Origin of the sequence: Nostoc sp. C052 (genome assembly GCF_013393905.1) — a bacterium.
Lineage (GTDB): Bacteria > Cyanobacteriota > Cyanobacteriia > Cyanobacteriales > Nostocaceae > Nostoc.
Genome location: NZ_CP040272.1, coordinates 5,410,242 through 5,423,898 on the forward strand (window position 1 = coordinate 5,410,242; position 13,657 = coordinate 5,423,898).

Here is a 13,657-nt window from a genome sequence, read left to right on the forward strand (position 1 = left end):
AACTCAATCCCTGCAAAGCTTGGTTTAATAGTGTTTTACGTCTTTTGTGAACCTAAATCTAAAGTTCTTGACGTTTTAGACGGGTAATGATTTTATTCACATTAATTAGCTTGTAACTGGATCAACGTTTTTGTCCCGGTAGCGTCACTAATCCGAACCGCTATCATCACACCGTTTGAGTTCTGTCCCGTTAAAACTTCAGTCGGTGAATCGATTGTGTGAGCGTAAGTCACTTCATCCCTACCCACTTCAATTACCAAATCATCTCCTTTTCCGGGGCGATCGTAAACCATTGCCATCAAAGGTGCGTTTTGAATCAGTTCTGCATTATCGAGTTCTGAATCGATGATTTCGATTGAAATATAGCGACCACGATTACCACTTGAGAACAGATCAAAAAATTCACCCCATCGCTCACGCGGCACAGATTTGCTGATATCAATTTTACTTACCATGATGATTCCTTTAAATATCTCCAGAAATTAAATATGCGTTATCCAGAATCCTTGTTTTGACGTAGTACTACTACGTCAAAACAATTCTTTTTCACTGGATATCTAATGTTGATAGATTAATAGTTCAAAGCGTTAGACAGGAATCGAAATGCTCATTCCATGACTAATTCTGTCTAGCATCTGCCTCGCCTGACTGACATCCTCGTTGCTGCCTGTTACAAGGATTATGAACTCGCCTCCTTGAATTTGAGTCTCGTACTTCACTATCTCGTGCTTGGGGATTCCTAACCCTCCTAAAGCACCTGCCAGTCCTCCAACAGCAGCAGCACCAGCAGCACCAACAAGTGTTCCTTCCAACCAACCCGCCAAGACTCCCGCAATGGGGCCAGCAATGATGATCGGAGCTACTCCGGGAATAAACAGCACTCCAGCCCCTGCTAAAATGCCAAATAAACCGCCGACGAAGCTACCCCAATAACCACCCCCTGCGGCTCCAGCTTTAGCTGTATCTTTCCAAGTGAGAAATCCCCGCACATGTTCAGTGGTTTGGTAGTCTTTACCAATAATCGAGAGCTTTTGCATATCGAAGCCTGATTTTTGCAGCTCCAATACAACCTTTTCTGCTTCTGCATGGGAGGGGAAATTAGCAACAACCGTATGTGTATATGTCATGAGTCTTTCTCCTGTATATATTTCAAGCGAGTTACGAATTAGTTCTTTGTAGCTACTGCTGCGGCTTCGGCATCTAGTCTGGCGGCGATCGCTTCTAAGGTTGCTTTCTCAGCCTCTTCAATGGTGGCGATCGCTAGGAAGGTCGCCGTAGCTGCATGGTTTTCAGCTTTATCTGCCCGATGTTCGAGTTTCTTTACTTTGCGACCCGTTTTCCATTCCTCGACATGGGACTTCACTTCAGATTCTTTTTCCTCAAATTGAGTTTTGAGCTTTGCCCGATAATCATCGAATTCTTTTTTCTTAGCATCCAGCTTTATCTTCGCTTCATCAATTTGAGATTCAATCTCAGTTTGAGTTTTTTTCGGCGCAGATTGAATACTTTCTCTCAGCGATTTTACCCGTTCTTCAACCGCTTCTAAATTGTCATGAAGATTTTTGGTGAAGTTATCAATTGCAGTACTCATGATAATTAGCTCTAGTATGTTGAATTTCTGAAATTTAGCTTTACTATCGTTAGTTGAAGATTGAATTTCAGCTTGAGTTTGTTTCGCCGCACATTTAATATTTACAGATTTTGCCCAATATAACCTCTACCTTTTGAATGTTTTAGTAGAAGTTATACAATTCATACACTATTTAAAGCTTTTTAAAACATAATTACTCTTATAAAAATTTGCCTTTGCTTCTTTTTACAAGACTTTAGACGCTAAATATTGCTTTCAATTTTTTGAAGTTTTCTATAGCGATCGCTTGATTACTCTGAATACCTAAAAGTAAAAGTGAGATTTTTTTAAATCAATCAAATAACCCTAGAAATCAAACATACCTTTGTCATACTGAAATAGTAATCCATTACACAAAGCTATTATTACTAATAAAAATAGAGCGAATATTGATGAAGAATTGTGAATTGTGAATTCACAATCAAACATAATTAAATTCTGTTAGCGCACCGAGGGGTAGCTCATCTGGCTCCTAACAACTGAATTATTTCTGATAATTTTCTAAAATCTTCAAATCCTATAGACAGTTTTTATACACCCCAATCACTTGTTGCATTCTGAAATTAGAGGTATCACCTATGACCATTGCCTTAAAACCGAAGGAACTAAAGCCTAAAGAACTAAAGCCGAATGGACTGAGTAAGCTAAAAGCAAATAAATGGCTACTTGGTTTACTGATATTGATTTCCATGATTGGCGTTGGCTATCTCACTTATTACCAACTGGTTGTAGTGCCTCAACAGCAAGCAAAGCTGAAGATTCAAACGGCTTTAGTTAAGCGGGGTAATCTCACGATCGCGGTTTCTGCAAATGGAACTGTTGAACCCGAACGTTCAGTTAATGTGAGTCCAAAAACGTCAGGGATTTTGAAGCAACTGCTGGTTAAAGAAGGCGATTCTGTCCAACTTGGGCAGGTGCTTGCTTACATGGATGCCTCGAATCTTCAGGGACAATTACGGCAAGCTCAGGGGAATCTGGCTGCGGCTGAAGCAAATGTGCAAAAATTACTCAATGGGAATCGAACTCAAGATATCGCCACAGCAAAGGCACAGCTGGCTGAACAAGACGCAAATCTCCAAAAATTACTTAATGGAAATCGACTCCAGGAAGTTGCCCAAGCCGAAGCCCAGTTGAGGGATGCTCAATATGCCCTACGTCAAGCTAACGATGATCTTAAAAGAAATCAAGAACTCTATAACTCAGGTGCGATCGCTCTCCAAAGTCTGAATACCTTCCGTACTAGCCGCGATCGCGCCCAGACTCAAGTCAAGCAAACACAAGCAGCTGCTTCATTGATGCGATCGGGAACTCGGCCAGAAGAGATTATTCAAGCCGAGGCACTCCTCAAACAGAAACAGGAGGCTCTATCACTCTCTCAAGCAGGATCACGACCGGAGGACATTCAGCAAGCCCGCGCCCAAGTAGCGGCGGCTGAGGGAGCAGTGCAAATTATCCAGACAGATATCAATGATATGGTGATCCGCGCCCCCTTTAGTGGGATTGTCGCCCGGAAATTTGCCGATCCTGGCTCATTTGTAACGCCTACTACGGCGGGTAGTTCGGTTTCTTCTGCTTCATCATCTTCCATCTTGGCTCTCGCATCCACGAACCAGATTGTTGCCCAGGTTGCAGAAGCGAACATTGCCCAAATTCGCATGGGTCTAGTTGCGACAATTCAGGCAGATGCCTATCCGGGGAAAACTTTTACTGGACAAGTAACGCAAATTGCCACTCAGTCGGATGTTGTACAAAACGTGACTAGCTTTGAGGTGAAGACATCAGTGCCAGATCCCCAACATCTGCTGCGATCAGGGATGAATGTAACTGTGGACTTTAAAGCTGGAGAGTTGAAAAATGTGCTGGTGGTACCGACTGGGGCGATCGTTCAACAAAATAATTCTCAGGGCGTATTTGTGGCCAAGGACAAAGGCGATTCAGTCTTCGTGCCGATTGTAGTCGGGACAACGGTGAATGACAAAACCGAGGTAAAGTCTGGCTTAACCGGAAACGAACACGTTTTACTCAGCTTTCCACCTGGAACTCGTAAGGTTTCTACAGCTAATGGCAGACGTTCATGAAAAAACGTATTGATTCGCAGACAACGAATCGTCCGCGCCGTCAACGAAAGGGCAAAATCTCTTTCGGTGAAGTTCTGATCATGTCAGTCGAAACGCTTTTGGGCAACAAACTGCGGACAGGTTTGACTATGTTGGGCGTGATTATTGGCATCTCCTCAGTAATTACGATTACCGCCGTGGGACAAGGTGTGCAGAAGTCAACAGAGTTACAAATCCAAGCTTTGGGAACAAACGTGATGGTAGTCACGGCGGGGGCAGCCAGAACAGGCGGCATCAGTCTAGGAGCGGGTTCAGCCAGTACACTGACGTGGGAAGATGCTAAGGCGATCGCTAAACAAGTCCCAGCCGCTAAATCGGTTTCGGCATTCTTACAACGCGGTTCAATTCAGATCGTCAGAGGCAATAACAACATCGCCACCACCCTTGTAGGAACGGATTTAAACTACCCAACTATCAAAAACATTCATCCCCAAACGGGACTCTTTTTTAGTCAAGGGGATTTGGATGCTGTCCGCCCTGTGGCGTTTCTCGGTTCCACAGTGCTAGATGAATTATTTAACACAAATGAATCCGTGATTGGGGCTGATTTACGGATTCGGGGTAAGCGCTACACCGTGGTAGGGGTGGCGGAATCGAAGGGAACGGCGGGTGGACAGGATCTCGACGATGTGATTTATATTCCCCTAACCAATATGTCTGCCCAAATTGTGGGCAATAACGCCTTAACGGGTGTAGCAATTAATGGATTTTGGTTAGAAGCGATCGATGGCGATCAACTGAACTCGGCTCAATTTCAGGTGACAAATATTCTGCGTCTACGGCATGGCATTCATACCTCAGCCGTCGATGATTTTCGGATTGTCAATTTAGTTGATATTATCAGCACTTTCAGCAGTGTGATGGGTTCATTTACCTTGATGATAGGTGCGATCGCAGGTATTTCCCTGGTCGTCGGCGGCATTGGCATTGCCAACATCATGCTAGTTTCGGTGATGGAACGAACGCGAGAAATTGGCATCCGCAAAGCCGTAGGTGCAACTGGCACAGATATTTTAAGGCAGTTTTTGACTGAAGCAATCGTTATCTCCACAGTTGGCGGTGTAATTGGCGTGGGATTGGGCATTGGGTTCGCATTTGCTGCCGCAACTGTGTTCAAATTTCCGTTTATTGTACCGTTATGGTCGATTGGGGCAGGTTTTAGCCTTTCCTTTCTTGTTGGCATTCTGGCAGGCGGCATCCCAGCGCGTAATGCTGCCAAATTAGATCCGATTTCAGCACTACACAATGAGTAATCACTATGGCAAACATGATTTTAATGGAGGGCATCACGAAAACCTATCACTTGGGTGAATTGGATGTGCCCGTTCTGAAGGAAATTGATTTATCGATTGAAGATGGGGAATATGTGGCGATTATGGGGGCTTCGGGTTCAGGGAAATCAACACTGATGAACATCATCGGCTGTCTGGATCGTCCGACGAGTGGACAATATATCTTAGACGGTAGAGATTTGACAACCCTGGATGATGATGAACTTGCAGATATCCGCAATCAATATATTGGTTTTGTATTTCAACAATTCAATTTGTTGCCTCGGTTGACGGCACTAGAAAATGTCATGCTACCGATGATTTATGCAGATGTGCCGCGATCGCAACGACTGGAATCTGCGATCGCCGCCTTAGAAAAGATTGGATTAGGCGATCGCTTAACAAACCGCCCTAGCCAACTTTCGGGAGGACAACAACAGCGAGTGGCGATCGCGCGGGCGCTGGTGAATCATCCTGCCTTAGTGTTGGCAGATGAACCAACGGGGGCTTTAGATTCTAAAACTTCTCACGAAATTATGAATTTGCTGACGGAATTAAATCAACAAGGAACTACGATCGCAATTGTCACCCATGATGCAACGGTAGCAGCTCAGACAAAGCGGGTGATTCAGATGCAGGATGGGGTGATTGTTGAGAGGGCGATGGCTACGCCGACTAAAAGTATGCAGCTTTGAGTTCAAGCTTTTGCACATTCATAATTTATTTGATAAATAACGTCAGCATAGTCTGCCGAAAGTTGTGTAGTTTTTACATAGCGAAGGATTATATAGTGTTAAATCAAAGGATTTTGTTAAGTTGCGATCGCCCAAATATCACAGAGTGCGATCGCTGTGTTCTGAATCTACTGCGTCTCCAAGTGATTGAGACAGATGAGAATAACCATACATTCAGCCAATATCAGCAAATACTGACGCAATTCAGCCAGATTTCAGATCATATAGGGGCAATCATTTTGGCGATCGATGGGCAAGTGCAGCTCATAACTCAACGGGCAGAACAACTCTTGAGCCAGTATTCTTTAGCTCTCACTCCACCCTTATTGCCAGACCCCTTATACCATTGGTTCAAGCATCAGATTACACAACCTACATTCAGTGAAAATATACTATCCCCGTGTTTACCCTTGCACATAGAGCAAGCAGAACAACAATTAGTTATCCGTCTCATTCCCGATCCAATTAGGGAGCAATACCTCTTGCGGTTGGAGGAAGAAGAATTGCAATCCTTTTCAATTTCTTCCCTGGAATTACTAGGACTTACTCAACGTGAAGCGGAGGTATTGTTTTGGGTTGCTAAGGATAAAAGCAATGCCGGAATTGCGAAAGTGCTGGGTTGCTGTGAAGGAACAGTGCGAAAACATCTGGAACATCTTTACCAGAAATTGGCTGTGCAAAGCCGGACAGGTGCGGTGATGTTTGCTTTAGAAAAGTTGGGGTTATTCAAAAAATAGTTTGTTACAAGGTTGTTATCATTCTAGTACGCGGATTGTCGTATTGTTTCCAAAGTTTATTTTAAGGACAATTAAATCAAAGGCTAGTGCAGCAAAGCTGAATTAAAAAACCGAGCGTACCAGCCAATAGCAAAAATAAATCTCAAGCAATAAAACAATGAACAACACAAATCTTTTTAGCCAGACTTACGATCAAATCATTAAGGGCATATTAGGAGGAGGAAAACCGTATTTCCAAATGCTTGGTACTCCTAAAAGTTTCTACTGGGATGTAGCTCCTATAGGACAAATCGACCCACAAGCGTATCAGATCATGAGTGGGATGCCAGAATGGTCTCCTGTTAGTGATTTTGCTTATGCAGATGCTAATTTTTTTCAGACCTATCGAGACATTCTTTCCCACGTCACATTTAAACTCACTCCCGATGAGGAACAAGACTTTAAAGAGTTGCAAAATCAACTAACAATAGCGGGAAATGCTGTCACTAAAGCAAATAGTGACATGAATCAGGCTTATTTAGGTGCAAAACAAAATGGAGGTGTTGTATTTGCAGCAAAGTATCCAACAATAAATGATTGGATAGCCTCAGATCAGGGAACAGCCTGGCAACATGGAGTTGATAATGCTGTAGCTAACAAGAACCGAGTGCAAGATTTAATTCTGGAACTTCAACAAGCAAGTATGCCAGCAACTTTACAAGATGCAATTAAAGCTACTAAGCTTCCAGATGGAGAGCCAGGATTGGTACCCGCCCCTCGGGGATGGACTAAAGTTCCTGATGGTGCCGGTATTCTCCGATGGCAACCAGATTGGAAAATCGAGACAAGTGGTCGTGATTGGCGAGCACAATTAACACGAGGCAGTCAAGGTAGCTTTACCGTAAACCTTAATGCTTCAGATAGTACTAGCAGTCTTCAGAACTCATGGGCTGGTGGCACTGCTGGTTACAACACCTTTTTCTGGGGGGTAAGTGGTTCAGGTGGCTGGTCAAACATGGATCTTTCAGAATCAGATAAAAACGTAAAAGCTACGATTTCTGTGAAGTCCTCTACCACTGTCGAGATTACACCTGGTGATTGGTATGATGGTGGCTTTATGAGAGACCTAGCAAAAGGTGGTGGGCAGGGCTATACAATAGCGGCTCCTTTTCATCCAACGGGCGGAGATCATGCACTTTTCGGAAAAGGAGGTATTCTTTCAACCAGAATTGCCTCTTTGGTAATTGCTTACCAGCCTAGTTATTCCATCACCATGAGTAACTCCACCTATGATAAAAACGTTCAAAAGTTTAATGGAAGTGCCGGCTTACGAATCGGTCCCTTCCAGTTTGGTGGCAGTGGTGGACATGAAACTGAATATACGCACAGCACAAGCGGTGGCACTACATTTACTGGTGCTTCGACTTCTGATTATCCAGTCATTATTGGTGCTCTCATTGCCTTTCCTGGAGTCGATGTTGATGAGGAGAAACGCGAAAAAGTGAGATCAAAGTCTCATTCTCATTCACATAGCTAGATAACCAATAAAAACAGGTATTTCAATACTGTTATACCACTAATTTTTAGCACCTCACAAAATCGCGTTGCTCCCTGTCGATGAGTCGATGCTCCTTAATTAAGAAGGCAAAATAATCAAGATCGCCTCAGTTTTAACTGGCTAGATTTAGCAGGGGAGTTTCACTTTACTGCTAAATTAGTTTTATAAGGTATTTCCAATAAAAAATTACCGAAAAAACGAACCACTCCATACACAGAGAACACAGAAAAATTGAGAAGAAAGAGTTCTTGATCAGGTTTTTTTTGAAGTACCTAAGTAACCAAACTAAGATGAACATAAGATGAACAAATCACAAACCTTAAGAAAAATTCAAGAAGCAACATTCAATGCAGTTAAGCAAATCTGTGGTTCTCCCATAACTGATTTTGAAGAACAGTCTACCAATCCTAATTTTCAACTGTTAATTCCGATGAGGGATTGGAACTGGGAAATCACACAGAATATAGGCGTTACGCCAAGGGAACAATACGAGTTCTGTGACCATATGCCGCAGTCGTGTAAACCTGGTGTTCAGTTTTCTTCGAGTTCAAAAAGCTTTAGTGACAACTATAAAGCTTTTGTAGAAACACTTGATCCGAGTTTTCGACCAGAGCAAATTCTTAAAGAGACAAATTCAAAACTTACACTTGAACCAACTACTAAGCCTGCTGATACTTCAGATGTACCTGATGGTTGGGCTAAGGTTATAGATGGTTCTGGTATTCTCAGATGGCGACGAGACTGGAGTACAGAAAATCCAAATGACTGGATCTCAAGAATTCAAACAAATGGTGGATATAGTGGAACGATTTCATTCACGACTTTAGTTTCAGGCGAGGACAAGACTAATAGTAACGAACAGTTATTAAGATATCGAAGTGATAATGGTAACTGGCATTCTATCTTGATCCAACCTGGCGAAGTTCAGAATATCAAAATTTACGCAGAGGCTTGGGATAGAATTACGATTCAACCAGGTGCTTGGTACAACAGCGCAATATTAGGAATTGGAAGTGATGGTCCATTTATAAGCGGTTATCAACCAAGCACATTCTTTAGTGATAGCGGTTTGCTTGGGTGTAGAATATCGGAGTTTGTTGTAGCTTATAAACCAAAGTTGACGATGGATACTAGCAATAACTTTGTAGATAACTATAACAAGCAGCTATTAAGTGCTACTGAGTTACAAGTGGCTGGTTTTATTTTTAAGAAATCAGATAGCAATCTTGTCGGTGGGCTTATCAAATCCGAGAAAATGAATGGTGGCAATAGGTATTCAACAAGTTTGACTTCTATTGTTCCTAAAATAATTGGAGTTTTTATTGAATGTTTCTATTCTTGCAAAAAATTGGGGTTAATCAAACAATAGTTTGTTACAAGGTCGTCATCATTATATACGCAGATCACTGTATTGTCTCCAAAGTTTATTTTGAGGAAAATTAGACAAACGCCTTCATCCAACTTGGCAGCATAGCTTGAAAAAAATGGCTTAAAACCAATCTATTAATAATCTATAATATTGGAGATGGTATTTTTTCTAACGAAACCAAGCCATTGTCCTCAAAATCTATCTCAAGATGATAACCTTCCATCATCGCAGTTCCCAGCAAAGGCTTATAACCAGAAGCTAAAATAGGGACTACCTTTTGTACATCATCCCAAACAACAGTTGCTAAATGTATAGCTAATAAAGCCTCACTACCGTCAGCAAATCTTGCAGGTATACTTGAATATAAAGGAAGATTCATCGCATTGATTGCTTGAACTGGTAAGGTAAGATAGTCGTTAAATCCAGTATCGATGACAAAATCAAGAGAAAAATCTGGTTGTTGTGGTAAACGAAAAATTACCGGAACTACTGCTTTGCGGTCAATCAATCTTCCGTAAATCATTCAACTGTACGCTCCATAGAAGCACCACCAAAGGTGACAGCAACATCATAGCCAATTCGCATAGTAAATAATCTAGCGTTGGGATTCTTCTGCTTTAACCTTAATGCTGATTCAACACCACTTTTATCAATTCCATATTCGCCTGTTTCAGCATCAATTACAATCATCTTGCCAATATTATCACCATGTTCAACCTCTGAGCGAATCCCCTGATTGTAAAATTGTTTGGCTCTTTGAGCAACTTCTTCTACACTCCAAAAAATAGCCTGCATAATTACACCTATTTTTAGTCTAGTTTTTTTCTATATTCTCATTATAAGGGTGAATAATTGAGCGATCGCACTTGATTTTTCTAGTAATTAAATCGGTTTTCCTAATTTAGATTGAATAACTTTTTAGGGTCGATTGAGTAACTTTAATAGTTCAAACCAAAGTAGAGCGATCGCCCCACCGCCTAAACAAATTGCCAAATCGATTGGGTGTAAGAAGGAGAAACTAAACAATTGACGCAAGAACGGGACATACAAGACGAGCGCTAGAAAAGCCAGTCCCCCACCAATCACCCACCAAAGCGCAGCATTAGGAGATTTCAGGATTTTTAAGCTGAGGCGAGATGAAGAACTTTCGCTCAAAATTAGTCCTAAATTTGCCAAAATCAACGTCGTAAACGTTAAGGCACGGGCATCAAGTTCGCCTTGTCTGCGATATAGTGCAACTATAAAGATGACGAGAACAATTACCAAAATTCCCACCCCTTGCAGTACTGCCAAACCCAAAGTTTTCCTGCCAAATAATGGTTCTTTGGGGTTGCGGGGAGGACGCTGCATCACCGTTGCTTCTGCGGGTTCGGCTTCTAAAACGATGGAGCAAGCTGGATCGATAATCAAATGCAGAAAGGCAACGTGAACGGGAAGTAATACTAATGGCAACTTAAACAACACTGGAATCAAAGACATACCAGCGATCGGAATGTGAATCGCTAGCAGATATGCCATTGCTTTGCGGAGATTATCAAAAATTCGCCGTCCCAGTTTCACCGCTTGCACAATGGACGAAAAATCATCATCTAATAACACTAAGGCCGCCGACTCACGGGCAACATCTGTGCCTCGCTGTCCCATCGCAATCCCGATTTGGGCAGATTTGAGAGCCGGGGCATCATTCACACCATCCCCAGTCATGGCAACGACTTCACCCTTGGCTTTCAAAGCATTAACCAAGCGCAATTTTTGTTCGGGAACGGCTCGTGCAAAGATATTTGTACTTTGAATACGTTGTTCGAGTTCAGCCTCACTCATGAGATCCAATTCCGCTCCCGTCAGAATGGCTCCCATTTGCATCAATCCAATCTGACGGGCAATAGTTTGAGCCGTTCCGGGATAATCACCCGTAATCATGACTACTCGAATACCTGCGGTATAACATTCTTGAATTGCCGCCGCAACGTTTGGACGCACTGGATCGGACAGTCCAACTAATCCGATAAATTGAAAAGGAAAGTCATGTTGCTCGTCGGGTAAATGATTTGGATTGAGCGACGGATGAGGCGGGAAAAATGGCGGTGGCGCATCAACAAGAGAGGCTTTGGCAACGCCTAACACACGCAATCCTTGATTTGCCATTTCACTGATTTGGGCTGCCATAATTTTCTGCTGTTCGGGTGTGAAATGACAGAGATCAGCGATCGCTTCCGGCGCTCCTTTCGCTGCAATTTCATACTGCTTACCATCGGCTGACTGCCAAACGTGAGACATTGCCAATAGATGCGGTGAGAGCGGATATTCTCGCAACAGTATCCAATCGTCATGCAGATGTTCAGTATGTGCCAGATAGCGATCGCCTAATTCCTTAAAGGCTTTCTCCATTGGATCAAAGGGATCTCTCTGACTCGCCAGAATGGAAAACTCGACTAATTCATGAACCGTTTCGGGGAGAGACTCGCGTAAATGCAATTCCAAATTATATGGGTGAGGGTTTTCTGCATGGTTGTATGCAAATAGCTGTTGTACTGCCATCTGATTCAGCGTCAGCGTCCCGGTTTTATCGACACACAGAACGGTTGCGGAACCCAAGGTTTCCACAGCGGAAGCGCGACGAGCTAAAACGTGTTTCTGAGAAATTCGCCATGCTCCCAAGGCTAAGAAAATCGTCACGACAACCGGAAATTCATTCGGCAAAATTGCCATCGCTAGGGTGATACCTGCGAGAAATCCTTTGAGCCAATCTCCTCGCGTGATTCCATAAATAACAACGATCGCCACACACAATAATAAAGCGATGCCAAACAGACGGCTCACCAACCGAGTCATTTCTTGTTGTAGGGGGGTCGGTTCCGGCTTCACTTTTTGCAAGGCGTTGCCAATCTTGCCCATCTCTGTTTGAGCGCCCACCGCTTGGACTTGAGCAATTCCCTGTCCCTGAACTACCAAGGTTCCAGAATATACAAAGGGCAACTCATCTCCCCCTGGACGTGCCATTTCCACGGTACCGGCGGCGGCAACTTTGCGAACGGGTAGAGATTCCCCAGTGAGTAACGACTCATCGGTTGAAAGATTTGAGCAAGATAGTACCATTGCATCGGCAGGAACGCGATCGCCTTCTGCCAACACTAAGACATCTCCCCGAACGACTTCTCGCCCTGCAATTCGTTTTCGCTCTCCATCCCGAATCACCAAGGCGCGAGGACTGGAAAGGTCGCGCAAGGCTTCTAGGGCGTGTTCAGTCTTCCCTTCCTGGTAAAGGCTAATCCCGGTAATGAAGAAGACGAAACCCAGCAAAATCAGGGCTTCTTGTAGATCGCCTAAAATCCAATAGATGATACCACCACCGACTAGCAAGAGGAAGATCGGATCTTGAACGGTTTCCCAAGCGAACGATAAAATACTGCGCGATCGCGAGGAGGGGAGTTCATTGTAGCCATCCTGTTTGAGCCGAGCGATCGCCTCTTGCTCAGATAAGCCATCCACGGTATTGAGATCGACGGTGGAAACCATAATCCCGCTTTTTCCTATGAAACATAAAAACAGAGCTATTCAACTTGATATTAAAGACCAAACTTGAAGAACTCGTGAGGTAGTATAAACGTTTATTCTGATTCACTTCCAAACTGGCTTCTTCACCGAGACAGTTCTGAGTGCTGAGTAAAAAATTTTCACTGACTGCTAACTCCATCAGTGGTTCGTCCACTTATCTCACTCTCGTGGATGCGGTAGATTCATCGACAATTTGCACTGCGGGAATATTTAACTTGTCGCCCAAATTGCGGAACCAGTCAAGATATCGCTCAAATGCACCGACGGGAACTGTGAAAATAACGCTACTGGGTTGTAATTGCTGTTCAACCTGTTGCCAAATTTCCTTGAGAAACAGTTCCGAAACCACCTCAGCGCTGTAACTATTACCATCCAACTGTCGCGGAGGTGGGACAAAATCTGCTGCCAAATCGCGTTTAAAAGCTCTAAAACAGCGTTCCGGCTGGGCAAACCCCAAGCGTTTGGCGCGTACAGATTCACCAAAAGAAATGCGATCGCGCCCTTCCACAAATACTAAACTGGGTACAACGCTAACTTGTTCAGCCCCGATTTCAAAGCGGCGCGACATCAAATCAAATCTCAATGTCCGTGGTTTTTGGGTAATCAAATCAGTAGTACAAACAACAGTATTACTTGTACCAAAATCAATTATTACTGTAGTCATTTGTCATTTGTCATTGAGCAAGAAGGCAATATGCAATAACATT

General features: G+C 43.3%; 13 protein-coding genes. 6 read left to right on the forward strand and 7 right to left on the reverse strand.

The features are described from left to right. Positions 1-101 precede the first annotated feature (101 nt). From FD723_RS22310 to FD723_RS22320, 3 genes are all read right to left on the reverse strand, one after another. Positions 102-455, reverse strand: coding sequence for a DUF5335 family protein (locus FD723_RS22310; RefSeq protein ID WP_179067313.1), 354 nt, complete (start codon positions 453-455; stop codon positions 102-104). 132 nt (positions 456-587) lie between these two features. Continuing rightward, positions 588-1,127 (reverse strand): general stress protein, encoded by a 540-nt coding sequence (locus FD723_RS22315; protein WP_179067314.1) that lies wholly within the window; start codon positions 1,125-1,127, stop codon positions 588-590. Positions 1,128-1,165: 38 nt separating this feature from the next. Further along, positions 1,166-1,591 carry a hypothetical protein gene (locus tag FD723_RS22320; RefSeq protein WP_179067315.1) on the reverse strand — a complete coding sequence of 142 codons (426 nt, stop codon included), beginning with the start codon at positions 1,589-1,591 and terminating at the stop codon, positions 1,166-1,168. A gap of 617 nt (positions 1,592-2,208) precedes the next feature. On the opposite strand from FD723_RS22320, the gene FD723_RS22325 reads away from it, so the two are divergent. The 6 genes from FD723_RS22325 to FD723_RS22350 all read left to right on the forward strand — a co-directional run bounded on the left by FD723_RS22325 (position 2,209) and on the right by FD723_RS22350 (position 9,395). Next, complete coding sequence (locus FD723_RS22325) at positions 2,209-3,708, forward strand: efflux RND transporter periplasmic adaptor subunit (RefSeq protein WP_179067316.1); 1,500 nt, start codon at positions 2,209-2,211, stop codon at positions 3,706-3,708. Further along, the gene (locus FD723_RS22330) at positions 3,705-5,000 is read left to right on the forward strand and encodes an ABC transporter permease (RefSeq protein ID WP_179067317.1); all 1,296 of its coding nucleotides are present in this window, start codon (positions 3,705-3,707) and stop codon (positions 4,998-5,000) included. Before FD723_RS22325 ends, FD723_RS22330 begins: the two co-directional genes overlap by 4 nt. 5 nt (positions 5,001-5,005) lie before the next feature. Next, entirely contained in the window at positions 5,006-5,713 is a 708-nt protein-coding gene (locus tag FD723_RS22335) for an ABC transporter ATP-binding protein (RefSeq protein WP_306296987.1), read from the forward strand. Positions 5,714-5,808: 95 nt separating this feature from the next. After that, the gene (locus tag FD723_RS22340) at positions 5,809-6,489 is read left to right on the forward strand and encodes a helix-turn-helix transcriptional regulator (RefSeq protein WP_218651749.1); all 681 of its coding nucleotides are present in this window, start codon (positions 5,809-5,811) and stop codon (positions 6,487-6,489) included. A gap of 157 nt (positions 6,490-6,646) precedes the next feature. Continuing rightward, positions 6,647-8,005 carry a hypothetical protein gene (locus FD723_RS22345; RefSeq protein ID WP_179067318.1) on the forward strand — a complete coding sequence of 453 codons (1,359 nt, stop codon included), beginning with the start codon at positions 6,647-6,649 and terminating at the stop codon, positions 8,003-8,005. A 322-nt stretch (positions 8,006-8,327) separates the two neighbouring features. Further along, positions 8,328-9,395, forward strand: coding sequence for a hypothetical protein (locus FD723_RS22350; protein ID WP_179067319.1), 1,068 nt, complete (start codon positions 8,328-8,330; stop codon positions 9,393-9,395). A gap of 142 nt (positions 9,396-9,537) precedes the next feature. Here FD723_RS22350 and FD723_RS22355 read toward each other — a convergent pair whose 3' ends face one another. The 4 genes from FD723_RS22355 to FD723_RS22370 all read right to left on the reverse strand — a co-directional run bounded on the left by FD723_RS22355 (position 9,538) and on the right by FD723_RS22370 (position 13,614). Beyond that, positions 9,538-9,918 (reverse strand): clan AA aspartic protease, encoded by a 381-nt coding sequence (locus FD723_RS22355; RefSeq protein WP_179067320.1) that lies wholly within the window; start codon positions 9,916-9,918, stop codon positions 9,538-9,540. Then, on the reverse strand, positions 9,915-10,190 hold the full coding sequence (locus FD723_RS22360; RefSeq protein ID WP_179067321.1) for a hypothetical protein: 276 nt from the start codon (positions 10,188-10,190) through the stop codon (positions 9,915-9,917). The genes FD723_RS22355 and FD723_RS22360 overlap by 4 nt, the downstream gene beginning before the upstream one ends. Before the next feature lie 123 nt (positions 10,191-10,313). Further along, a complete protein-coding gene (locus FD723_RS22365) occupies positions 10,314-12,911 on the reverse strand; it encodes a cation-translocating P-type ATPase (RefSeq protein WP_179067322.1) in 2,598 nt (865 codons plus the stop codon). 193 nt (positions 12,912-13,104) lie between these two features. Then, a complete protein-coding gene (locus FD723_RS22370; protein ID WP_256874899.1) occupies positions 13,105-13,614 on the reverse strand; it encodes a hypothetical protein in 510 nt (169 codons plus the stop codon). Positions 13,615-13,657: the final 43 nt, after the last annotated feature.

Bases quoted from the DNA above. Each gene is read 5' to 3' on its own strand.
- FD723_RS22335 (WP_306296987.1), top strand. From the start codon at position 5,006: ATGGCAAACATGATTTTAATGGAGGGCATCACGAAAACCTATCACTTG.
- FD723_RS22350 (WP_179067319.1), top strand. From the start codon at position 8,328: ATGAACAAATCACAAACCTTAAGAAAAATTCAAGAAGCAACATTCAAT.
- FD723_RS22310 (WP_179067313.1), bottom strand. From the start codon at position 455: ATGGTAAGTAAAATTGATATCAGCAAATCTGTGCCGCGTGAGCGATGG.
- FD723_RS22330 (WP_179067317.1), top strand. From the start codon at position 3,705: ATGAAAAAACGTATTGATTCGCAGACAACGAATCGTCCGCGCCGTCAA.
- FD723_RS22315 (WP_179067314.1), bottom strand. From the start codon at position 1,127: ATGACATATACACATACGGTTGTTGCTAATTTCCCCTCCCATGCAGAA.
- FD723_RS22325 (WP_179067316.1), top strand. From the start codon at position 2,209: ATGACCATTGCCTTAAAACCGAAGGAACTAAAGCCTAAAGAACTAAAG.
- FD723_RS22320 (WP_179067315.1), bottom strand. From the start codon at position 1,591: ATGAGTACTGCAATTGATAACTTCACCAAAAATCTTCATGACAATTTA.
- FD723_RS22345 (WP_179067318.1), top strand. From the start codon at position 6,647: ATGAACAACACAAATCTTTTTAGCCAGACTTACGATCAAATCATTAAG.
- FD723_RS22355 (WP_179067320.1), bottom strand. From the start codon at position 9,918: ATGATTTACGGAAGATTGATTGACCGCAAAGCAGTAGTTCCGGTAATT.
- FD723_RS22370 (WP_256874899.1), bottom strand. From the start codon at position 13,614: ATGACTACAGTAATAATTGATTTTGGTACAAGTAATACTGTTGTTTGT.
- FD723_RS22365 (WP_179067322.1), bottom strand. From the start codon at position 12,911: ATGGTTTCCACCGTCGATCTCAATACCGTGGATGGCTTATCTGAGCAA.
- FD723_RS22360 (WP_179067321.1), bottom strand. From the start codon at position 10,190: ATGCAGGCTATTTTTTGGAGTGTAGAAGAAGTTGCTCAAAGAGCCAAA.